Origin of the sequence: Sulfitobacter sp. M05 (assembly GCF_029285175.1) — a bacterium.
Lineage (GTDB): Bacteria > Pseudomonadota > Alphaproteobacteria > Rhodobacterales > Rhodobacteraceae > Sulfitobacter.
In genome coordinates this window covers 1,440,359-1,464,138 of record NZ_JABEDH010000001.1, presented here as the reverse complement: position 1 = coordinate 1,464,138, position 23,780 = coordinate 1,440,359, and the positions used below count along the sequence as shown (strand labels likewise).

Here is a 23,780-nt window from a genome sequence, read left to right as displayed (position 1 = left end):
CGGTGCATTGCCAATGGTGACTGCCACAGGAAAGTCCTTAAAATCAGGCATATTGGGTAAATTTTAACTCCGCTTGGTCTAGAACCCTCTGGGGCACGAGGGAGTAGAACAACATGCACGGGCTAATCAACCGCAGCATTCAGCAGTATGTCAGCCACACCTATGGCAGACCGGTCTGGGAACAGATCACACATAACGCCGGGCTGGATTTCTCAGATTTCGAGGGCATGTTGCGCTACACGCGGTCCTATACCGCCGATCTGCTTCAATCTGCCCAAGAGGTACTGGGGCGGCCACGCGGTGACATCATGGAAGATATCGGCGCGTTTCTGGTGTGCCATCCCGGTTTCGAGGCCGTTCGCCGCCTGTTGCGCTTTGGTGGCGTTGATTTCGTGGATTTTATGCATTCACTTGACGATCTTGATGACAGGGTGCGCCTTGCTGTCTCGGACCTGATCCTGCCCAAGGTCGAATTGCAGGTCTGCGCCGATGGCCATTTCATCCTGATCTGTGATGCCTCGATCAAGGGTTATGGCCATGTGATGATGGGGGTATTGCGGGCGATGGCGGATGATTACGGGGCTTTAGCCCTGCTTGAGCATTCCAAAGGTCGGGCGGCGGGAACGGAAACGGTCTCAATCACATTGGTCGAAAACGATTTCGCCGAAGGCCGCGCCTTCAGCCTTACGGCAGGTGCGCCATGAGGCCTGTCGAAGATTTCTCGGCGCTGGATGTTCTTTGTCCGATGCATCTGATACTTGGCCCTTCGGGCCATATTTTGCATGCGGGGCCGACCTTGCGCAAAATGCGCAAAGGGCAGGGGCTGACCGGCAAGCGTTTTCTTGAGGTCTTTGAGGTGAGGCGCCCGCGCGCTTTGCATTCTATGACCGACCTTGTGTCGAAAGAGCCGCAAAAGCTGCGACTTAAACTGCGCGATGCGCCGCATACGGCGTTGAAAGGGGTGCTGGTGCCGGCGGTGGACAGTGGCGGGACGATGATCGTCAATCTGAGTTTCGGGATATCCATACTGGACGGGGTACGCGACTTTGCCCTGACCAATGCGGATTTTGCTGCGACGGATCTGGCCATTGAGATGCTCTATCTGATCGAGGCGAAAACCGCCGCGATGGAGGCCTCATATAATTTGAATTCGAAGTTACAGGGGGCAAAGATTGCCGCTGAAGAACAGGCCTATACCGACACGCTAACCGGCCTCAAAAATCGCCGTGCATTGGATACGGTATTGACGCGGTTGCTGGCGACCAGCAATTCCTTTGCCGTCATGCATATTGATCTGGATTACTTCAAGACGGTGAATGATACGCTGGGCCATGCGGCGGGGGATCACGTGTTGCAGTATGTGGCCCGGATTATGGTGGATGAAACCCGAAGTCATGACCTTGTTGCACGGGTGGGCGGGGATGAGTTCACCCTCGTCCTGCCGGATGTGCGCGACGAGGGGGTTTTGAGGCGGGTCGGGCGGCGGATTATCCAGCGATTGGAGGTTCCCATCCCGTTTGAGGGCACCGAGTGCAAGATTTCCGCCAGCATTGGGACGGTCTGGATACAGCCCGGTGACAACCCGACGATGGAGGATCTATTGTCGGATGCCGATGTCGCGCTTTATGCTTCCAAACATGCGGGCCGCGCGACGCAAACACTTTATACGCCTGATTTGCGGGACGCGGCGAATGCCATCGGTGCCCCCTCTGTGCGGACGCCGCGCCCGGCCTGAGACGCGCCGCGTGAATGCCGGTTTGGGGCAGAAAGCGCAGGGCAAGAGTGGACCGCGCACGCGCACTGGCGTATCAGACCTCTATGAAAAGCCCCGCCCATATCCTGCGCCGTCTGTGGCAGCGCGCTGCCGAACGCCGCCGCGTTGCGCGGTTCAAAAAGACGCTGCGCCATTTACATGGCCCCAAGACACCTGAGATTCCGGCAGATGAGGTGTTGGCCATCGTCTTGGTGCGCAATGGCAGCTATTATATGGACGCCTTTTTTGACTATTACCGCGCGCTGGGTATCAAACATTTCGCTTTTATCGATAACGGGTCAACGGATGATACCATTGACTGGTTGCGATCCGAGCCGGGGGTGATCCTAGATCAATGCGTTTTGCCACTGGCTGGCTACGAAGACTTGCTGCGCGCCTATCCAGCCCAGACCTACGGGCAGAACCGCTGGTGCCTTTATGTAGACATGGACGAGGTGTTCGAATTCGAAGGCCGCGAGCGGATCGGGCTGGCCGGGCTGATTTCCTATCTTGAGGGGCAGGGCGCGATGGCGATGGTTTCGCAAATGCTGGAAATGTTCCCCAAGGCCCCGTTGGCCGCTGTGGCGAACTTCAGCTATGTGCAGGCGCTGGATGAATTTGCCTATTTTGACATCAGCAGCCTGAACCGTTTTGACTATCACAGCACTGAAATTCCGTTTTCCGCTTTACTGTCGGGGAATGAAGTACCTGATCCGGCACCGGAATTCATCTTTGGCGGGGTGCGGGGCAAGGTGTTTGGCGAAAACTGCTGTCTGACCAAACATCCGCTGGTCTTTAACGGGCCAGGCGTTATGCCGGGGCTGCATCCGCATTTGTCTGCAGGTGTGCGCTGTGCGGATATCACCGGGGTGATCAAGCATTACAAATTTGCCGGCGATACGGCGGCGCGGGATGCCGCGTCACTTTTGTCGGGTGATTTGGCCCATGGCGAGGATGCGGCGCGGGCGGCAGTTTTGGAACAAGCCCCTGATGTTACGTTGTTTTCGCTGGATGCACGGCGCTGGAACCGGATTGAGCTGCTTATCCGTGCCGGTTTCGTCATCAGCTCGTCCCGATATGCCGCCCATCTGGAAAAGGCGCAGATCTGACACGTCAGGCACGATTGTTCCGCGCAGCGCTTCAGCGTTGCCGCAACGCCTGCACCATCAGTCCGGGTAAGATTGCAAAACATTTGGCATAACGCGGCACCATGCGCATGGGGCTTTGCAGTGCCCGCCAGAGCCATTCAAGCGCCAGTGCCCGCATGATTTTTGGGGCGCGCACCTGATGACCTGAGAGGAAGTCCAGCCCGGCTCCGATCGAGGCAAAACCGACCGTTGGTGCCTTTTGACGGCCCCGGGCGGCAAAAAGCTCTTGTTTGGGTGCGCCAAGGGCGATGAAACACAGGCCGGCACCGCTGGCCGTCAGATCGTCAAAGATTGCATCAGCCTGCGCCCCCGCCGGATCAAACCCGTAAGGGGGGGCATGGGTATAACTTACGTTCAACCCGGCAACCCTTGCCTTCAGCGCCTCGGCTGCCCCTTCAAGGGCTGCGTCAGAACTGCCGACCAAGGCGATGGGCACGCCGAGTTCAGCACAGAGCGCACAGAGTGGCAGGATCATGTCGGAGCCGGGCATCAGCTCAAGCGGTTGTTGAGCCATATTGGCCAGCCAGACCACGGGCCTTCCGTCGGCAACCACAAGATCATGGGCGTGGTAAGCCGCCAGAAACGCGGGATCGACCGGCAATTTGGTCAGATGGTCAAGGTTCAGTGTCGCAAGGGCAAAACCGTCACGGGTGGTCAATCGATCTCTTACGGCCTGAAACAATGCTTGTTTCGTCGCTGTATTGACCTCGACTTGATGGGGGGGCTTGCCAAATTTCACAACGCTGGGGGCCGTGATGCTGTTGCTGTTTGGCCGCAGGAAATGCGGAGGGTTGGCAAATTTATCATATACTTCAAAACACTAAGGTCCTGTGGTTTAGGGTCGTTCAAATCTGTTGCTGAACCTAGCGGGATGACAGCCCCTGCGCCAAGTGCTAATTTGCGCCTTACCTCTGAGGCAAGAAAGCAAAGCGATCATGGGAAACGGACTTGCACATTTGATGCTGGCTGTCTGGCCGGTAGTTTGCCTTGTGCTGTTTCGCACCCAGAAGGTCGAACGCGCCCTCATCTGGTCGATTATGGGCGGCTATCTGTTCCTGCCTCCGCTGACGGAATTTGACCTGCCGTTGGTACCCAGCATGGATAAGGTTTCGATCCCCAACCTGTCGGTCTTGCTGATTATGGTGTTTGCGATGCGTGAGAAAGTCAGGCTGGTACCAGACTCGCGGGCGGCGTTGTTGTTGGTGGTGGGGTTGATCCTTTGCGCCGTTCCGACGGTGTTGACGAATACCGATCCGATTATTTTTCAAGTGCTGAGCGGCGCTGATCCGATCGTGTTCGAAGTGGATGCCCTGCCGGGGCAGTCGCTGCGCGACGTGGGTTCTGTGTTGATTGCGCAGGTGCTGACCGTGGTGCCGTTTCTGCTGGCGCGCCAGTTCCTGTCTTCTGAGGACGGGCTGCGTGAAATTCTGCTGGCGCTGATGGTTGGCACCTTAATCTACTCTATTCCCTCGCTGATCGAAATCCGGCTTAGCCCGCAGATGAACGTCTGGACTTACGGGTTCTTCCAGCATTCGTTTGCCCAGACCATGCGCGCGGGCGGGTTCAGACCGATTGTGTTCCTGCCGCACAGTCTCTGGCTGGCCCTGTTTGTTTGTATGGGGCTGTTGGCATCAGCCGCCTTTCTGCGTACGGCTCAAACAGAAGAACGGCGCAAGTTCCTGTTTGTGATGGGCTATATCGCGGTGTTGCTGGTCCTGTGCAAAAGCCTGGCTTCTTTTGCCTATGGGCTGGTGCTGACGCCAATCGTGTTATTCCTGCCGACCCGCTGGCAGATCAGGATCGCCGCCCTGTTTGCCTTTGTCGCCATCACCTATCCGATGCTGCGCAACCTTCAGCTGGTGCCGCTTGATGCGATTCTGGCGCAAGCCGAGGCGATCAGCGCAGACCGGGCGCATTCGCTGGGGTATCGGTTCTTTAACGAGGAACAATTGCTGGAACGGGCTGCTGAAAAGCCGCTGTTTGGGTGGGGTGGATGGGGCCGCAGCCTGATCCGTGATCCTGAAACTGGCGTCATCACCTCTATTCCTGATGGGCGATGGATCATTATTTTCGGTACTTTCGGTTGGCTTGGCTACCTGTGTGAATTCGGTTTACTTGCCCTGCCTCTGATCCTGATGTGGCGCTATGTGCGGGCCCAGGGTGATGCTGGGCTGTCCCCGTTTATTGCACCGCTTTGTCTGATCCTTGGGATTACGATGATGGATATGTTGCTGAACGCCACACTGACGCCGCTGACATGGCTGACCGCGGGTGCCATTCTGGGGTATGCGGAAAAGACCCGACCCCAGAAGGTGCGTCCCCCAAAGTTCGCCTTGGAAGGCGTCCTGATGCAAGGGGATGATCCGATAGAGGGCAAACGCACCGTTCTGTAAGGGAGGGGGCAATCCCATTAAGGCGGAAAACCGGACGCCCGGCTTTGGATGCTGGGGCTTATTGTTGCCGTTTTGGAAAAAAACCCCGCCGCATTGCAGGAATTGTTGTGGTATTCCCCTCAATATCCGCCGTCTGATTGGTGTAAGATCTCGGATATGCCCCGCGCATGGCGAAAAATGGCATAAAAATGCCCGAATTGCGCGATAGATCATGCGGGTATTTTTGAGGTAAACCATGGGGCCCACGCCCGGATTTTATCAACGGCGGGGTAGATTGCGAACGATGAACACAACAGCCAAAACCGCTTTTTCCGGCGAAGACATTGCGATTGTTGGTCTTTCTGTCAACGTACCCGGTGCTGCCGATGTAGAGGCCTATTGGGCCAATCTGCGCGACGGTGTGGAATCGATCCGCCGTCTGAGTGAACAGGAATTACTGGACGCCGGCGAAAGCCCCGAGGTGCTTGCGCGCAAGAACTATGTGCCCGCCGCCGCTGTTCTGGAGGGATTCGATACATTTGATGCGGATTTCTTTGGGTTTTCTCCGAAAGACGCCGCCATTCTGGACCCCCAGCACCGCAAATTCCTAGAGGTTGCCTGGGAAGCGATGGAGCAGGCGGGCCATCCGCCGGAAACCATGGCCGGACCAATTGGGGTCTATGCGGGCTGTGGCATGGGCAGTTACTTCTATTTTAATATCTGTTCGAACCCCGATCTGGTGGATGATGTGGGCATGTTCCTGTTGCGCCACACGGGCAACGACAAGGATTTCCTGTCAACGCGGGTCAGCCATGTGTTTGACCTCAAAGGCCCGTCGATCAACCTGCAAACCGCCTGTTCTACGTCTTTGGTGGCGATCCATTACGCCTGTCAGGCCCTGCGTGCGGGCGAAGTTGACATGGCGTTGGCGGGGGGCGTGACAATCGAATTGCCGCAGGGCAGAGGCTATGAATTCAAGGAAAACGAAATTCTGTCGCCGGACGGCCATTGCCATGCTTTTGATCACCGTGCCCAGGGTACGGTTTTTGGGTCAGGTGCTGGCGCGGTCGCGCTGCGTCGGCTGAGTGATGCCGTTGCGGATGGGGATCACATCTGGGCCGTGATCAAAGGCTCGGCTGTCAATAACGATGGTGCTGCCAAGGCAGGGTATCTTGCCCCTTCTGTTGACGGACAGACGCAGGCCATCGCCGCTGCATTGGATGCCGCAGGCGTGGCCGCGCAAAGCATCGGCATGGTCGAATGTCACGGCACCGGCACATATCTTGGCGATCCCATCGAAGTTGCTGCATTGACCGAAGCCTACCGTGCCGAAACCGCCGCTGTGGATTTCTGCCGTCTTGGATCGGTAAAGACCAATATCGGCCATCTGGATACCGCAGCGGGTGTTGCCGGCCTCGCCAAGGCGACGCTTGCTTTGCATAATAAACAAATCCCCCCGTCCTTGGGGTATGAAGCGCCCAATCCGGCGATTCCGTTTGACGGCTCGCCTTTCCGGGTGAATGCCAGCCTTACGGACTGGGCCGTGGGCGACACGCCGCGGCGCGCGGCAATCAACGCGCTGGGCGTGGGCGGCACAAACGCCCATATGATTCTGCAAGAAGCGCCTGAAGCTGCGGCTTCTGAGGAAAGCGACTGGCCCTTTCATGCGCTGGTGATTTCCGGTGCCTCCAAAGCAGCACTAGATGCTAATACCGCCGCGCTTGCGGCCCACCTGCGCAGCCATCCGGATCAGCCGTTGGCAGATGTCGCGCATACTTTGAAACAGGGGCGCCGCGCCTTTGAAAAACGCCGTGTGGTGGTTGCCGAAACCCACACCGAGGCGGCCGAGCTGCTAGAGAGCGCCGACACGCGGCGCGTTTTTACCCACGAGGCGCTGGGCGAGAACCCCGAGGTTGTCTTCATGTTCCCCGGTGGCGGGGCGCAATATGCCGGCATGGCGCGTGATCTATATGAAACTGAACCGGAATTCGCCGAATGGATGGATCGGGGACTGAACCATCTGTCGCCTCAACTTGACTATGATATCCGCGCCCTGTGGCTGCCCGAGGCGGATGAGACTGATGCCGCGTCGGAACGACTTAAACAGCCTTCTGTCCAACTGCCGCTGATCGCCATTGTCGAATACGCGCTGGCGAAACTCTGGATGTCATGGGGGGTGCAACCCGCCGCGATGGTGGGGCATTCCATGGGGGAAAACGTTGCCGCTTGCCTTGCCGGAGTGATGCGTTTTGAAGACCTGATCGACCTTGTTCTGCTGCGGGGCCGTCTGTTTGACGAAGTGCCCGCTGGTGGCATGTTGTCAATCTCGGCTCCCTTATCCGCCATCGAACCTTTGCTTGGGGATGACCTTGATATTGCCTCGATCAATGCACCTGAATTGATCGCTGTTTCCGGCCCGCAAGCGGCACTCGACGCTATGCAGGACCGTCTGAGCAAGGCTGACATCGACTACCAACGCATTGCCATCGACATCGCGGCGCACAGTCGAATGCTTGAGCCGATTCTTGCGCGATACCACGCCTTTCTGGCCGATCTCGACCTGCAAGCGCCGACCATGCCGTTCATTTCGAACCGGACAGGGGCGCCGATCACTGTGCAAGAGGCGACAAGCCCCGATTACTGGGTCGCGCAATTGCGCAACACGGTCAACTTTGCCGATTGCATCACAACGCTGAGCGCGCCGCGCCAACGCATCTATCTTGAGGTCGGACCGGGCAAGGCCTTGTCGGCGCTTGCACAAATGCATCCCGAAGTTGGCGCGGCACAGGTTTTGTCAACCCTGCGCCATCCCGATCAGGACATCGCGGATGACAAGTACTTCATCTCAGTAATCGGCCGCCTTTGGGCCTGTGGTCTTGAGGCCGATTGGTCGCAAATATGGGGTGAGGCCAAGCGAAACCGCGTGGTGCTGCCAACCTATCAGTTCCAGCGCGCGCGCTATTTCATCGAACCGGGCCAGACCGCACTGGCCGCGCCCATCGCACCCCTGACGCGCAGTGACGTGATCGAGGATTGGGGATCTGTTCCCGCATGGCGTCCGCGCTTTGCTGATACCGATATGGATGTTGCTACCGATCTGGGTGATGTGGGGCTGACATGGGTAATGTTTGCGGATGATGCCGGACGTGCCGCCCCCGCTGTGCAGCGGTTACGCGATGCGGGCCACAGGGTCATCACCGTGCGCGCCGGCGATGCCTTTGCCCGGACTGACGACACGACGTATACGCTTGCGCCTGAACAGGGGCGTCAAGGTTATGACCAATTGATTGCGGCGCTGAAAGAACGCGATCTGATGCCGGACCGGATTGGCCATTTCTGGCTGACGGATGACCATCTGCCGCCGCGTGCCGGGTCTTCGCTGTTTGACCGCAACCTGGAACAGGGATTCTGGAGCCTGACATGGCTTGCGCAAGCGCTGTCCGACGCAGGGCTTGATAAACCCCTGCATCTCAGCGCCTTTACCACCGGAGCCGCGCTGGTACGTGGCGAGGCGGTGCCCCATCCCGAGGCGGCGCTGATTGCCGGACCCGTTGGCGTCTTTGCCCGAGAAATGCCGGGTGTAACCTGCGCACAGATCGACATTGACCCGCGGGCCGAGCAGGCTGTTGTGTCAAAAGGTTGGTTTTCCAAGCCGGTCGAAGCCACGCCCGATGAGGGTTTGACTGAGCGTCTGCTGGAAGAGCTGATGGCGACCCCCGCGAATACTGTTGCGGCCTTGCGCGGGGCCAAACGGTTCGAACAAAGCTATCGTGACATCAAGCTGCCCGCGACAGAGACACCGGTGTTTCGCGACGATGGCACCTATCTGATCACCGGCGGCTTTGGCGGTATCGGGCTGACACTGGCGGCTGATATCCTTGGCCAGCATAAAGCGACTGTCGTGCTTTTGTCGCACGGCCCGATGCCCGCACGTCAGGCTTGGGATGGCTACCTCAAGACCCATGCCACCACGGACCGCACCGCGCGGCGTATCCACGCAGTGATGCGCCTCGAAGAGCTTGCCAAACCCTTGGGTGGTTCCATCGAAGTGGCACAGGCCGACGTGGCAAACCTTGCCCAGATGCGCCGCGTGACACAGGATCTTACAGCGCGCTATGGTGGGCTGACTGGGGTCATTCATGCGGCCGGTACGCTGGATGATGCGCCTTTGCTGGCCAAGACGGATGCCAGCATCGAAGCGGTGCTGTCCCCTAAGGTGCAGGGGTTGCGCGTGTTGGATCAATTGCTGCCTGACGGCACGCTTGAGCTGATGGTGCTGTTTTCATCGACTTCCACCGCCACACGTTCTGCAGGCCAAACAGATTATGTCGCGGCCAACGCATGGTTGAACGCCTTTGCCGCTGCACGGCGCGGGGCCAAAACCCGGGTTGTTGCGATTAACTGGGGCATCTGGGCCGATGTCGGCATGGCCGCCAAAGCGCTAAGCGGGGCGGCCAGTGATGTTTTGCCACCGCGCCGGTTGGAAGCTGCATTTTTGGAAACCGCCGGTGCGGATGCTGTTGGTGATATGGTGTTCACCGCACCGTTCACCACCGAGAACTGGATGCTGGATCAGCACCGCACCGCAGAGGGGCAGGCGATCCTGCCCGGCACCGGCTATATCGAACTTTTGGCCGAAGCAGCATCTGCGCAGGGCATGACAGGGTTTGATATTCAGGACCTCTATTTCCTGCGGGCCATGCCGGTTGAAGCGGATACACGCCGTGAAATGCAAATCACCCTGCGCCCCGAAGGCGGCGGATATGCAGCCGAAATGCGCAGCGATTGCACCCATATGGGCAAGGACGGTTGGCAGCTTCATGCGCAGGCCACAGTCACGCCACTGAGCAAAGCAGTGCCGGAAACGGTTGATCTTGCCGGGCTGGCCGCGCGGTGTACCACGGTTGAACAGGGCACGCACGAAAGCCGGCTGAAATCCCCGCAAGAAGCGCATCTGAACTTCGGGCCAAACTGGCACGTGCTGTCAGAAACGCGCATGGGCACAGCCGAGGGGGTGGCCAAGCTGTCGCTGCCATCGGGCCTGCAAACGACTGAAAATGCGCCGATCCTGCATCCGGGGTTGATGGATCTTGCCACCGGCTGGGCCATTGGGTTGGTGCCCGGATACGGCGCGACCCATCTTTGGGTGCCGGTGTCCTATGGGGCGATCCATGTTCACGCGGCCTTGCCTGCCGAGCTTTACTCATGGGTTCGTCTGCGCGAGGGGCAGGGTGATTTTGCCCGCTTCGATGTGACACTCTGCGACGGGGCAGGTCGCGTTCTGGTTGAGGTTAGCGATTTTGCCATGAAACGGCTGGAGGGCGGGTTGACGGCCATGCCGCTGACTGCCGCCGAAATCCGTTTCGCGGATGAGGATGACGGGGAAGGCACCCGCAGCCCCGCCGAAGAGCAACTGGCCTATCTGGTATCGCAAGGTATTCGCGCCAGTGAAGGCCCCGACGCCCTGCGCCGCGCCATCGCGCTGGACCGGTCACAGATTATGGTGTCCTCCCTGCCGTTGCAGGGGCTGATCGAGCGCGCCAATACGCCTGTGTCCGACAGTGCCGTGTCAGGGCAGAGTTTTGAACGCCCCGATCTGGATGGCTCTTTTGTGGCACCGCGCAATGGCATCGAGGAAAAGCTGGCTGAACTCTGGTCAAACCTTCTGGGCGTCAGCCCGGTCGGCGTTGAAGACAGTTTCTTTGACCTTGGTGGGCATTCACTGATTGCTGTGCGCCTGTTTGCCGCCGTGAAACGCGAATTCAAGGTAGAATTCCCGATTTCGGTTCTGTTCGAGGCACCGACTATTGCCAAATGCGCAGCTCTGATCGCGGCGCAGACCGGTGATCTGGGCGAGATATCAAGCGGGGAAGCCCCTGCCGCTGCCCCCGAAAAATACGAATTCCTTGTGCCGTTGAACCAAAGCGAACAGCGTGACGCACCGCCCTTGTTCATCGTGGCGGGAATGTTCGGCAATGTGTTGAACCTGCGCCATCTTGCGCTGCCTTTTGCGTCAGAACGGCGGGTGTTTGGCGTGCAGGCCCGCGGATTGATTGGCGACAGTGAGCCGCACCGTGATGTCGGTGCCGCAGCGCGTGATTATCTGGCGGAAATGCAGCGCCTACAACCCGAAGGGCCCTATCTGATTGCTGGTTACTCTGGTGGCGGGATCATGGCCTATGAGATGGCGCAACAGCTGCGTGATGCTGGTCACGCGGTTGGCGTACTGGCGATGTTCGACACACCTCTGCCGGTGCGTCCACCGCTAAGCAAGCCGGATAAGGCGTTGATCAAGCTGGCTGAACTGAAAACCAAGGGGCCCGGCTATTTGGTTGAATGGGCGCAGAACCGTTGGGCGTGGGAGATGCGCAAACGCAAAGGCGAAGCGGTTTCTGACGTGCCTGCGGGGGCCGAATTCAACAACCTGAAAATCCAGAATGCTTTTCTTGAGGCGGTGGGCAAATACCGGACGCCTGACTGGGACGGCCCGCTGACCTTGTTCCGTCCGGCGCTTGATTTGCATTGGCCGGTGACGGGCGGCAGGTTCGTCAGCAAGGAACGCGAATATGTCTTTGAGGACAATGATTGGCGGCATTACGCAACGCATCTTGAGGTGATCGAGGTGCCGGGTGACCATGACAGTATGATGCTGGCCCCGAATGTCACCACGTTGGCGCAGGAACTGCGCGAGGTGATCGGGCGGGCGCTTGAGGAGGGGGCGGACGATTGGCAACAGGCAACGGCGGCACAATGATGGCTGTTTCAACCCCTCGGGTGCTGGTGGTTCTGCTGAACTACCGGACCGCTGAAATGACCCTGCGCGCGGCTGCGGCCGCTTTGGCGGATATGCCGCAAGGGGCCGAATTGGTGATTGTCGATAATGCCTCTGGCGACGGATCGGCGGCGGTTCTGGGCAATGCCATCACGGAACGCGGCTGGGATGCGCAGGGGCGCGTGCGCCTGATCCCGTCGCCGGTAAATGGCGGTTTTGGCGCAGGCAACAATATCGGGTTCAAAGCGGGCATGTCAGACGGCAGCCAGCCTGACTATTTCTACGTCCTGAATTCCGATGCGTTTCCCGATCAGGGATGCTTGCGGGGGTTGATCCACCATCTTGAAACCACGCCAAAGGCGGGAATGGTCGGCAGCCATGTGCGCGGCGAGGATGATGCGCCCCATACTACAGCATTCCGTTTTCCTTCGATTGCAGGTGAATTCGAGGCGGCGGCGCGCACCGGGCCGATCACCCGCCTGTTCAAATCTTCGGTTGTCGCACCAGCCTTACCGCAGGAGCCCACCAGTGTGGATTGGGTGGCGGGGGCCAGCGTATTGATGCGGTCCAGGATGCTGCAAGAGATCGGCGTGTTTGACGAGACGTTCTTTCTCTATTTCGAAGAAACCGATCTGTGCAAACGTGCCGCTGTGGCCGGCTGGGAATGCTGGTATTTGCCGCAGGTGGGGGTCGTGCATATCGGCTCTGTCTCAACCGGGATGAAGGAATGGCAGCGCATTCCGGATTATTGGTTCGCCTCGCGCCGGCATTACTTTGTAAAGAACCATTCGCGGGCCTATGCGGCTGTTGCCCTGATGGCCAAGCTGGCCGGTGGGGCAATTCACCACCTGCGATGCAGGGTTTCCGGTGCCCCCCCGCAAGACCCGCCCGGTTTCAACCGTGACCTACTGCGTTTTGGCCTTGGCTTGCCATTGCGCCGCGAGACCCAAGTAAGCCGCCGTTCCGTATCGAAAGAAAACCAATGACTGTTCCCTTTAATTCACAAGCTTTTGACGCCTTTCTGATGGGGGATGAATCCCTGACCATCGCTTGCGGTGATATGATACTTGCGGGTGGGCACCGCCTGAGTGGTGTGATCACCTGCGACGCGACGGTGCGCGGCTGGGCCAAAGCCAAAGGGGTGGCGGTATTCGAACAACCCAGAGAGATCCTTGGCGCGGGTATCGGGGCGGATTGGCTGCTGTCCATTGCCAACCTGCGGATGATCCCGGCGGATGTGCTGGCTGTGCCGGGTAAGGGTGCAGTTAATTTCCACGACGGACCGCTGCCACGTTATGCGGGGCTAAACACGCCGGCTTGGGCGGTGATCAACGGTGAAACGTCACACGGCGTCAGCTGGCATGTGATCGAAGGTGGCGTCGACGAGGGCGACCTGCTGGCGCAGAAAACGGTTGCTATTGCGCCGGATGAAACCGCCTTTAGTCTGAATTCCAAATGCTATGCCGCCGGGATGGAGAGCTTTGCCGCAGTGCTGTCGCAGCTTGAAGCCGGCACGCTGGACCGCAGTCCGCAAGATTTGAGCCAACGCAGCTATTTCGCCCGTGACCAGCGGCCAGAAAACATGGGGCTGTTGGATTTCGCCAAGTCCGCCGCGCAGTTGGATAGCATGGTGCGGGGACTGGATTTTGGTGACTACTGGAACCCGCTGGGGCGGGCGAAGCTTGCGGCAGGGGGGGCGTTTTACAGTGTTACGGCGCTTGATCTGCTTGCGGATCAGACTGGCGGTGTTGGCGAGGTTCTGTCGGTCTCAGACGATCGCGTTACAGTGGGGACCGGCACCACGGCTGTGACCCTGCGCGGCCTGCGCAGCTTGGAAGGCGGGGCGGTTTGCGTTTCTGATTTGTTTGCGGTTGGGGATATGCTGACTGCGCCGGATGTGCCAACGCTTGATCTGAAAGACGAAGGGTACTGGCGCGCTGCGCTTACAGGGGCGGCACCAGTGCAGGTGCCCCTTGTGACGGTGGAAAATGGTGCTTCCATGGCGGAGCGCAATGGCGCTGACATGAACCGCCAGCCGTTATCCCTGCCTGCGGGGATGTCTGTTCAGGATCAGATCACGGTTGCAATGGCGGTGCTGTTAAGAGGCACCGAAGCCGGGCAGGGCAGTTTCGCGCTGAAATCCTCAAAACTCCATCCGATGGCCGCAGATTGGGTGCCGCTACAGGTGCGCGCTGTCCAGGACACGGATGTTAAAACGCTCAGAGAGGCGGTCGCCGGCCAGATGGAACGCGCAGCGACGTCTGCCGGCATGATGCGGGATTTACTGTCGCGCGATCCCGATATTGCGGCGCAAGGGCGGCCACCAATTGGCATCTCGCTGGATGCTGATCCGGTTGAAGGGGTCGCATTGTGCCTGTGTCTTGACGGGGAAACGGCCCATCTGTCCTATGATCCGGCAAGGCTGAAGGACGAGGCTGTTGGCCTGATCTGTGCCCGTATCCAATCGGCTGCGACGGCATTGGCCACAGCGCAGACCTGCGCCGACCTGCGGAGCTTGCCCGCCAGCGAAATGGCGCTTCTGGAGGGCTGGAATGATACTGAACGCAGCTATGAACGGACCACGATCCACGCCGCATTCGAGGCGCAAGTGGCCCAGACACCGGACAGTGAAGCGGTTGTTTTTGAAGGTGAAAGCCTAAGCTACGCAGCCCTGAACGCGCGGGCCAACAAGTTGGCGCATGTTCTGCGGGATCAGGGAGCCACCCCCGGCACCCCTATCGGTCTTTTCACAACCCGCAGCCTTGATCTGTTGATCGGGGCGCTGGGCATTCTCAAAGCGGGCGGGGCCTATGTGCCACTTGATCCTGCATACCCTGCCGAGCGGATTGCGCATTACATCAGCGACAGTGCCGCGCCGCTGATTGTGACGCAAGCCGCGCTGGCACAACAGCTGCCGACTCATAACGCGCAGGTTGTCGCGCTTGATGCTGATCCGCGCATTGCGGCAGCACCGGATGCCCCACTTGCCGAGGCGGCGACAGCGGACGATCTGGCTTACCTCATCTACACCTCCGGTTCGACCGGCACGCCAAAAGGCGTGATGGTCAGCCATGGCAATGTGGCCAACTTCTTTGCTGGAATGGACGACCGGATCGACCATGACGCAGGCGCAGTCTGGCTTGCGGTCACTTCGCTAAGCTTTGACATTTCGGTGCTGGAACTGTTCTGGACTCTTGCGCGCGGTTTCAAGCTGGTACTGGCCGGGGATGACTCGCGGACAATGGTCTCAAATGGCCCCATCGCGGCCTCAGACCGCAAGATTGATTTTAACCTGATGTATTGGGGCAATGACGATGGTGTCGGTCCCAAGAAATATGAATTGCTGCTGGAAGGGGCGAAATTTGCCGATGCCAACGGTTTTAACGCCGTCTGGACGCCCGAGCGCCATTTCCATGCCTTTGGCGGCCCTTATCCAAACCCATCGGTAACCGGCGCTGCGGTGGCTGCGGTGACGCAGAACCTGTCGGTCCGGGCTGGTTCTTGCGTGGCACCGCTGCACCACCCTGCGCGGATTGCCGAAGAATGGGCGGTGATCGACAATCTGACCAACGGACGGGTCGGCCTTGCCATTGCCAGCGGCTGGCAGCCGGATGATTTTGTGCTGCGCCCTGAGAACACACCACCCGCAAATAAACCCGCGATGTATGCGGCTATCGACCAGCTGCGCCAGATGTGGCGCGGCACGCCTGTGGAATTCCCCAAACAGGACGGCACCATGCACGCGGTTGTCACGCAACCGCGCCCGGTGTCCAAGGAGCTGCCGGTTTGGGTGACCACAGCGGGCAATCCGCAGACCTGGAAAGAGGCGGGCGAGATTGGTGCCAATGTGTTGACGCACCTGCTGGGGCAATCGGTTGATGAGGTCGCAGGCAAGATTAAAATCTATCATCAGGCGTTGCGCGATGCCGGCCATGATCCGGCGGATTTTACCGTTACCTTGATGTTGCACAGCTATCTGGCCGAGACCCGCGCGCAAGCCGAAGAGGTCGCACGTGGCCCGATGAAGGATTACCTGCGCTCTGCTGCCGCGTTGATCAAACAATATGCTTGGGCATTTCCGGCCTTTAAACGTCCGGAAGGCACCTCAAACGCCTTTGATCTGGACCTTGAAGGGGTGTCGGACGAAGAACTTGATGCGATCCTTGAGTTCGCCTTTCAGCGTTATTTTAATGACAGTGGTCTGTTCGGAACCGTGGCCGATGGCGTGGCGCGGGTTGAGCAATTGAAGGCGATTGGCGTCGACGAAGTTGCCTGTCTGATTGATTACGGCATTGATCCGGCATTGGTGATGGAGGGGCTGAAACCGCTGGCCGAGGTGTTGCACATGTCAAACCAAGGGACGGTGCTGGCGGATGATGATTTCTCGCTGGCCGCACAGATTGTCCGCCACAAGGTCAGCCACCTGCAATGCACCCCGTCAATGGCGCAAATGCTGGTGACCAATGACGGCGCTCGGGCGGCTCTTGGACAGTTGCAGCATTTGATGGTGGGCGGCGAAGCCTTGCCCGGTTCACTGGTCGGCGCGTTGAAATCTGCCACCCACGCCAGCCTGCAAAACATGTATGGCCCGACCGAAACAACGATCTGGTCAACCACCCAGATGATCGAGGATGCTGCAACAGCAACCGCGCCGATCGGAACGCCGATAGCCAACACACAAACCTTCATTATTGACGATAAGATGTGCCAGCAACCTGTTGGTGTGGAAGGAGAATTATGGATTGGCGGGGATGGGGTCACCCAGGGGTATTGGCAGCGCCCCGAGTTGAGCGATGAGCGGTTCGTGGCCAACCCCTTTGGCGCAGGCAAGCTCTATTGCACCGGTGATCTGGCGGCATGGGATGCGCAGGGCAGGTTGCATTTTGCAGGCCGCGCCGACGCACAGGTCAAGATTCGCGGCCACCGGATCGAGCTGGGCGAGATCGAGGCACGGATGGCCGAATTACCCGGTGTTTCCCAAGCGGTTGTGACCACGGTCAATGCGTTTGGTGGCGAACATCTGGTTGGCTATGTCACAGCGCAACCGCCGCTGGACCCAGAGCAGACCAAGGCGGCCCTTTCGGCGGTGTTGCCGGCCATCATGGTGCCCGGTTACTACGTGACTGTTGATGCCATGCCGTTGACACCAAACAAGAAAATTGACCGCAAGGCGCTGCCGCTGCCAAGGCACCGCCAGACGCCGCGCAGCGAAACTCCAAGCGTGCCGGCCAATGCCACACAGGCAACCATCAGCGAAGTCTGGACACGGCTGCTGGGGGTTTCTGACATCCGCGGCGAGGATAATTTCTTTGGCCTTGGCGGGCATTCCCTGCTGGCCGTGCAAGCCCATCGCGATATCAAGACAGCACTTGGCAGTGACAGTCTGACCATCACCGATATTTTCCGCTTCCCGACGCTTGCCGGGTTGGCGGGGCATATCGACAAGGGAACCGGCGGCGCGGCTCCGCAGGTCGCCGCATCGGCCCAGCCCGTTGCGACGGAGGCCATATCGAAACGGCGCGCCATGCGGGCTGGGCGCAGCAAGTCGGGGGCGTGAGCGTCTCACAGAGCGCCGACATGCTGGACCAGCTTAGGGCGGTAATTCCGCCACTTTTTGACTACCCCGTGGCAGTGGGGGTAAGTGACCCACGGGCGCCACAACCGCCCGTCATGGCGGGCGAGATGGCACATGGTCAGCGGGCCTTGGCATCTCGTGTGCAGGAGTTTGCCGCTGGCCGTGCTGCGGCGCGCCAAGCGATGGCGCAACTTGGCCTGGCGCCGGGGGCGATACCTGTGGCGGCGGACCGTTCACCGGTCTGGCCTGAAGGTTTACACGGCAGCATCTCGCATTGCGCAAGGCTTTGTGCTGCCGTGATTACAACCGGCCCGCAGTCTCTTGGCCTAGATATTGAAGAAAACACGCCCCTTTCAGAAGAGCTTTTACCGCTGATCTGTTCGGATGCCGAACAGGGCCGCATGGCGGGCCCGGATCTGTTTTGGCGGGCCAAACTGGTCTTCTCGGCCAAGGAAGCCGCATATAAGGCGCAATTTCCACTGACCGGCATGGTATTCGGATTTGATCACATCGACCTTAATCTGGATCTGCCGACACGCGCATTTACGGCCACCTTTTTGAGACCGGCGGGCTGTTTTGCGGCAGGCGACGGGTTGGCGGGGCGGTTCGATGAAATCGACGGTCACCTTGTCACGGCGGCGTGGGCTGATAAGTCTCTGTTAAAAGGAGCGTAAATTTATGCAGCCATTGACCCGACGTGCCGCCCTTGGGCTTTTGACTGTGGTGCTTGGGGCGGGTGGTTTGTTCTTTGCCCTCCGTCAACGCGGTGCTAAAATCGCTCAAACCCTCTATGCGCAGCCATTGCCCATGCCGGAAGGGGCGCTGCGGGTGTTTCATTTGGGGCATTCGCTGGTGGGGCGGGACATGCCCGCAATGGTGGCGCAACTGGCCGGTGCGGGGCATCACTATGACAGCCAGCTGGGGTGGGGCACCTCCTTGATGCAACATTGGGAGCCGGACCAACCGATCAACGGGTTTGATGTTGAAAACAACCATCCGCGATTTCGCGCCGCGAAAGAAGCGTTGGGAACGGGCGAATATGATGCGCTGGTGCTGACCGAGATGGTCGAGATTGCGGATGCGGTCCGGTATCACGACAGCGCCGCATATCTGGCACGGTGGGCGGGATTGGCGCGGGATGCCAGCCCGCAGACACGGATTTATCTCTATGAAACATGGCATCACACCGATGATGCGGCGGGATGGTTGACGCGGATCGACGATGATCTGCGCGGCTATTGGCAGGAAGGGATCACCTATCCCGCCTTGGCCGAAAGCGGTGCTGCGATCCATCTTATTCCGGCGGGACAGGTTATGGCCGCGTTTGTCCGGGCTGCCGCGGCGCAGGGGGGGCTGGACGGGCTGGATGGCGCAAACGCCCTAATGGCAAGAAACGAGGATGGCACGGTTGATACGATCCATCTCAATGATTTGGGGGCCTATCTGGTGGCCCTGACGCATTATGCAGTACTCTATCACAAGACGCCGGTTGGCCTGCCGTTTGCATTGAACCGTGCCGATGGCACGCCCGCGGATGCGCCGTCCCCCGCGGTGGCCGCGCTGATGCAGCGCACAGTATGGGAGGTGGTACGCCGCCATCCCGAAACAGGAGTAGCAGCATGAACGGTTTGGCATCCCTGTTTTCGGTTTTGATGGTGGGGCACAGCCTGTTCGGGACCACCGGCCCTACCATGCTTGAGCAGGCACTGCTGGCGGGCACCGGCGACGCCGAGGTTCAGGCGCAGATTATCAATGGGGCGCCCCTGCGCTACAATTGGGTTGAATCCCATACCGCAGAAGGGGTCGATGCCCGCGCGGTGCTGCCCGAAGGGGGGGTAAGCCATCTGATTCTCACCGAGGCGGTGCCGCTTGAAAACCACACGCAGTTTTCTGAAACCGGTGTATATGCACAGGCTTTTGCGGGGCTGGCGACGGCTGCTAATCCGGCGGTGCACATCTATGTTCAGGAAACCTGGCACAGTCTGAAAAGCGGCAGCGGCGAGCGCGTGGAACATGACGCCAAGGCGGATGTGCCTTGGCGCACACGGCTGGATCAGGATTTGCCGGTCTGGGAAAGTATCGTCGCCGAGGTGGCGGCAGGTGCGCGCTCTGACCGGGCCACGGTCACGCTGATCCCCGCCGGGCAGGCGATGGCACGGCTTTATGATGAAATTTCCGCCGGTCAGGTGGCGGGAATGGCTGACATCGCCGCACTTTTTGCCGATGATATTCATCTGAATGACAAGGGGCATTATTTTGTTGCGATGGTGCAATATGCAACCCTGACAGGGCAGAACCCGCTGGGTCTGCCGGTGGATTTCAAAGACCGGTTCGGCACAGCCTATGACACCCCGGACGAAGATACGGCCCGGGTTTTGCAACGTATCGCTTGGGAGGCGGTTCAGGCCTACGGCAGCCTGCCCGTGGCCCCTGTTTCATTGACCACAGCGGGGCGGGCCAGCATGGCTCCTGCCGCTCCGACCGGCCCACCAGCAGACCTGAGTGTTGTCAATGAGGGCGCTGTCGAGGGCAGCTCTGCCGTTGCCATCGGATTGGCGTCGGTCACAGACTGGAGTACGCAGGTGCCCTTCCTTGATCTGATGAAGACCGCCCGCCCGTGGATCGGGCACAAGGCGGGGCAATGGGGGGGCATGGAACAGGCCGAGCTGCGCGCAGAAGGGTTTCTGGATGCGGATGGTTGGCCGCTGAAGATGCCGCGCAGCCTGGGCAGTATTGGGACGCTGATCCTGACGGATATGCCCGAAGCTGCGGTATCGTTGAAGGGGCGCTACCGGCTGAAGTTTGATGGCAAGGGTGTGATTGAAGTCTCCGGGCGGGCGCAGAATGTGCGCTATGGCAAGGGCGAGGTGACATTCGATTACACACCGGGGCCGGGCAGTGTCGACATCCGCATCCAGCGTATCAACACCACCAACCCGCCGCGCAACATTAGCGTGGTACATACCGATAATGTCCGCCGTTTCGCGCGGGGCGCGGTGTTCAATCCGGCATGGACCGCCCATATCGGCCAGTTTCGCGCATTGCGGTTTATGGACTGGGCCGAAACCAATAACAGCCAGCTTTCGGACTGGGCACAGCGGCCACAGGTCACGGATGTCAGCTATGCCGAGGGGGTGCCCGTTGAGGTGATGATTGATCTGGCCAATGAGCTGGAGAGTGATCCGTGGTTCAACATCCCGCATCTGGCGGAAGATGATTTTGTCCGCGCCTATGCAGAGCTGGTGCGCACCCGGCTTGATCCCGAACTTACGGCCTATGTCGAGTTTTCCAACGAAGTCTGGAACTGGCAGTTTGCGCAGGCGGTTTGGGCGGATGAGGTCGCGCTGGCGCGGTGGGGGCAAAAGGACAAATGGATGCAGCTTTACGGTCTGCGGGCCGCTGAAGTGGCGCGAATATGGTCGGAGGTCTTTGCAAAAGAGCCGGAAGGGCGGCTGGTCAACGTGATTTCGTCACAAACAGGCTGGCTGGGTCTGGAAGACGAGGCCTTCACCGCGCCTTTGGCCGTGGCCGAGGGGCTGTCACCGCCGGTCGAGGCATTTGATGCCTATGCGGTCAGCGGTTATTTTGGCGGGGTTCTGGGGTTGGATGACCGTCAGGACATGGTCAAAGACTGGTTGGCGCAAAGCGCGGCCAAGGCCCAAGGGCAGGCGCAGGCACAGGGGCTGACGGGCAAGGCGTTGGAGGGTTACGTCGCGGCTCGCCGGTTTGATCATGCAAGCGAGCTGGCCGGGCGCGAGTTAACAGACGGCAGCGTCAGCGGCAGGTCCGAGGATACGTTGCACGATCTGGTTGGGCGGGTCTGGCCTCATCACGCACAGGTTGCCCGCAAGAATGATCTTGATCTGGTCATGTACGAAGGGGGCAGTCATATTGTCGGCATTGGCGGGCTGGTAGAGGATGCAACCTTGACCGAATTTATGCATCACCTGAATTACTCTGACGAAATGGGCCATCTTTATGCGGGTTTGCTCAAAGGGTGGAAGGCCGCTGGCGGGCAATTGTTCAACGCCTATTCGGATGTCTATGCTCCGACAAAATGGGGATCATGGGGGGCGCTGCGCCATCTGGACGACAGCAATCCGCGCTGGGATGCTTTGGTGGCGTTTCAATGAAGACCTCGGTTCTGATCCCCGCCCATAACGAAGCGGCCTATTTGCCGGCCTGCCTGTCGGCGCTGCTGGCCTCAGAGGCGGTTGCGGGGGACGTGCAGGTGGTGGTTGTCGCCAATGGTTGCACCGACAATACGGCGGAGATTGCCCGTGGTTTTGCCCCGCAGGCTGTGGCCAGGGGCTGGCAGCTGAAGGTGCTGGATCTTGCGCAGGGCGGCAAGTTGAATGCGTGGAACAAGGGCGAGGCGGCCGCCGTAGGCGAGGTGTTGATTTACCTTGATGCGGATGTGGTGGTTTCGCCGCAGGTGATCCCCCAGATCGCACAGGTTCTGGATGTGGATGCACCGCGCTATGCCAGCGGGCGCCCCAATGTTACGCTCAGCGGGGATGACGCGCTGACGCGGCATTACACGCGGTTTTGGCTGACCACACCGTTTATGGTCCATGGTGTGCCCGGCTTTGGTGTGTTTGCGATGAACCGCGCGGGGCGGGCGCGGTGGGATGACTGGCCCGACATCATTTCTGATGACACCTATGCCCGATTGAACTTTGCCCCGGCTGAACGGTTGAGTGTGCCCGCGGGCTATGACTGGCCGATGATCGAAGGGTTTACCCGTCTGGTTCAGGTGCGCCGTCGTCAGGACATCGGGGTGGCCGAGATCGAAGAACAGTATCCCGAGTTGATGGTCAACGACGACACCCATGATCAGACGGTGCCGGTGTGGAAACGGGCCCTATGGGATCCGGTGGCCTTTGTCGCTTTTGTCGCGGTGCGGATCGCCATTCGCCTGCCCATTCTGCGCAGCGGCAACCGTTGGGTGCGCGGGCGTTAGGAACCGCTGATATGGGTGGCCAGTTTGGCCGCTTCGGTGGTGATGTCGTGGCGCTCTAGCACCCGCTGACGGGCTTTGGTGCCCATGCGGGTCAGTTGGTCCAATGGGGTTTTTGCAAAATCGTCCATCGCGTCGGCCAGTGCCGCCACATCTCCGGCCGGTACCAGCCAACCGTGGGTGCCATCTTGCACCAACTCCGGTGTGCCGGCGATATAGGTGGCGATAACGGGCCGGGCGGCGGCCATGGCTTCCATCACCACCATCGGCAGCCCCTCGGCAAAGCTGGGCATGACCAACCCATGAGACGCGGCAAGCGCGCCATTCACCGCGGCCTCGTCAAGCCAGCCGGTCAGGGTCACGCGGTCTTGCAGTTTGTGCCGGGCAACGGCGGTTTCGATCACACCGCGCATTTCACCATCCCCGATCAGGGTCAGGTGGATGTCGCCTTGCGCCTGCGCCAACGCATTGATCAGCGCCAGTTGGCCCTTTTGCTCTACCAGCCGCCCGATGGCCACAAGGCGACGCGTACCATCAGGCATTGGTGCAGGGTCTGCAAACTTCTGCGGTTCAATCCCGCAATGTACGACCTTGATCTTGTCCCAATCCGCAGGGATGGCCCAGCGGCACAATTGCGAGCGGCCAAATTGGGTGATGGCCACGGTGAAATCCGAATGCGCGATCTTGGTCCCCAACGACAGGGCGCGGGGGGCGTCGTATTCTTCCGGGCCATGCACAGTGAAACTGTATTTCGGTCCACCAAGCAATGCGCTGAACATGGCTACAGCGGCGGAATTGGTGCCGAAATGTGCATGCGCATGGGAGGCACCCTCGGCACGGCAACGCTCGGCAACAAAGGCCGCTTCAGCGAGGTAGATCAGATGCCGCAGCACGCCAACTTCGGATGCGCGGCCCACAGAAAGGGCGGTTCGTATGGCCTGCCAGAACAGGGCAAAATCGCGTCTCGCGGCGCGCCAACTTGCCGCCAGCAGGGGTATCTTGCCGCCGGCCAGCACATATTCGGTGCGTTCGGCCTCTTCCCGGTCTTGCGGGTCAACCAGTGGGTCACTGCCCGGGCGCATGGCCAGCCGCAACACCTCTTGGCCGCTGGCTTCAAGCGCGCGAATTTCGCGACGGATAAAGCTTTGTGACGGTTGCGGATAGGTGTTCAGAATATACGCGATCTTCAAGGGGATTTTC

General features: G+C 59.6%; 13 protein-coding genes. 11 read left to right on the top strand and 2 right to left on the bottom strand.

Annotated features, from left to right (window positions below; genetic code table 11):
* The first annotated feature begins 113 nt into the window (after positions 1-113).
* The 3 genes from HKX44_RS07220 to HKX44_RS07210 are packed head-to-tail and all read left to right on the top strand — an operon-like array spanning position 114 to position 2,862.
* Complete coding sequence (locus HKX44_RS07220) at positions 114-704, top strand: heme NO-binding domain-containing protein (protein WP_276150598.1); 591 nt, start codon at positions 114-116, stop codon at positions 702-704.
* Entirely contained in the window at positions 701-1,735 is a 1,035-nt protein-coding gene (locus tag HKX44_RS07215; RefSeq protein ID WP_276150597.1) for a diguanylate cyclase, read from the top strand. Before HKX44_RS07220 ends, HKX44_RS07215 begins: the two co-directional genes overlap by 4 nt.
* Before the next feature lie 47 nt (positions 1,736-1,782).
* Positions 1,783-2,862, top strand: a complete 1,080-nt coding sequence (locus HKX44_RS07210; RefSeq protein ID WP_276153199.1) for a glycosyltransferase family 2 protein — start codon at positions 1,783-1,785, stop codon at positions 2,860-2,862.
* A 31-nt stretch (positions 2,863-2,893) separates the two neighbouring features.
* Here HKX44_RS07210 and HKX44_RS07205 read toward each other — a convergent pair whose 3' ends face one another.
* The gene (locus tag HKX44_RS07205) at positions 2,894-3,559 is read right to left on the bottom strand and encodes a WecB/TagA/CpsF family glycosyltransferase (protein WP_276150595.1); all 666 of its coding nucleotides are present in this window, start codon (positions 3,557-3,559) and stop codon (positions 2,894-2,896) included.
* A 277-nt stretch (positions 3,560-3,836) separates the two neighbouring features.
* On the opposite strand from HKX44_RS07205, the gene HKX44_RS07200 reads away from it, so the two are divergent.
* From HKX44_RS07200 to HKX44_RS07165, 8 genes are all read left to right on the top strand, one after another.
* Positions 3,837-5,294, top strand: coding sequence for a hypothetical protein (locus tag HKX44_RS07200; protein ID WP_276150594.1), 1,458 nt, complete (start codon positions 3,837-3,839; stop codon positions 5,292-5,294).
* Between the two features lie 283 nt (positions 5,295-5,577).
* The gene (locus tag HKX44_RS07195; RefSeq protein ID WP_276150593.1) at positions 5,578-12,027 is read left to right on the top strand and encodes a type I polyketide synthase; all 6,450 of its coding nucleotides are present in this window, start codon (positions 5,578-5,580) and stop codon (positions 12,025-12,027) included.
* The gene (locus HKX44_RS07190; RefSeq protein WP_276150592.1) at positions 12,024-13,031 is read left to right on the top strand and encodes a glycosyltransferase family 2 protein; all 1,008 of its coding nucleotides are present in this window, start codon (positions 12,024-12,026) and stop codon (positions 13,029-13,031) included. The genes HKX44_RS07195 and HKX44_RS07190 overlap by 4 nt, the downstream gene beginning before the upstream one ends.
* The gene (locus HKX44_RS07185; RefSeq protein ID WP_276150591.1) at positions 13,028-17,602 is read left to right on the top strand and encodes a MupA/Atu3671 family FMN-dependent luciferase-like monooxygenase; all 4,575 of its coding nucleotides are present in this window, start codon (positions 13,028-13,030) and stop codon (positions 17,600-17,602) included. Before HKX44_RS07190 ends, HKX44_RS07185 begins: the two co-directional genes overlap by 4 nt.
* Positions 17,599-18,294, top strand: coding sequence for a 4'-phosphopantetheinyl transferase superfamily protein (locus HKX44_RS07180; RefSeq protein WP_276150590.1), 696 nt, complete (start codon positions 17,599-17,601; stop codon positions 18,292-18,294). The genes HKX44_RS07185 and HKX44_RS07180 overlap by 4 nt, the downstream gene beginning before the upstream one ends.
* A 4-nt stretch (positions 18,295-18,298) precedes the next feature.
* Positions 18,299-19,243 carry a hypothetical protein gene (locus HKX44_RS07175; RefSeq protein WP_276150589.1) on the top strand — a complete coding sequence of 315 codons (945 nt, stop codon included), beginning with the start codon at positions 18,299-18,301 and terminating at the stop codon, positions 19,241-19,243.
* Complete coding sequence (locus HKX44_RS07170; protein WP_276150588.1) at positions 19,240-21,753, top strand: hypothetical protein; 2,514 nt, start codon at positions 19,240-19,242, stop codon at positions 21,751-21,753. The genes HKX44_RS07175 and HKX44_RS07170 overlap by 4 nt, the downstream gene beginning before the upstream one ends.
* Entirely contained in the window at positions 21,750-22,583 is an 834-nt protein-coding gene (locus HKX44_RS07165) for a glycosyltransferase family 2 protein (RefSeq protein ID WP_276150587.1), read from the top strand. The genes HKX44_RS07170 and HKX44_RS07165 overlap by 4 nt, the downstream gene beginning before the upstream one ends.
* Here the strand turns inward: HKX44_RS07165 and HKX44_RS07160 are convergent.
* Positions 22,580-23,770 carry a glycosyltransferase family 4 protein gene (locus HKX44_RS07160; protein ID WP_276150586.1) on the bottom strand — a complete coding sequence of 397 codons (1,191 nt, stop codon included), beginning with the start codon at positions 23,768-23,770 and terminating at the stop codon, positions 22,580-22,582. The genes HKX44_RS07165 and HKX44_RS07160 overlap by 4 nt on opposite strands.
* Positions 23,771-23,780: the final 10 nt, after the last annotated feature.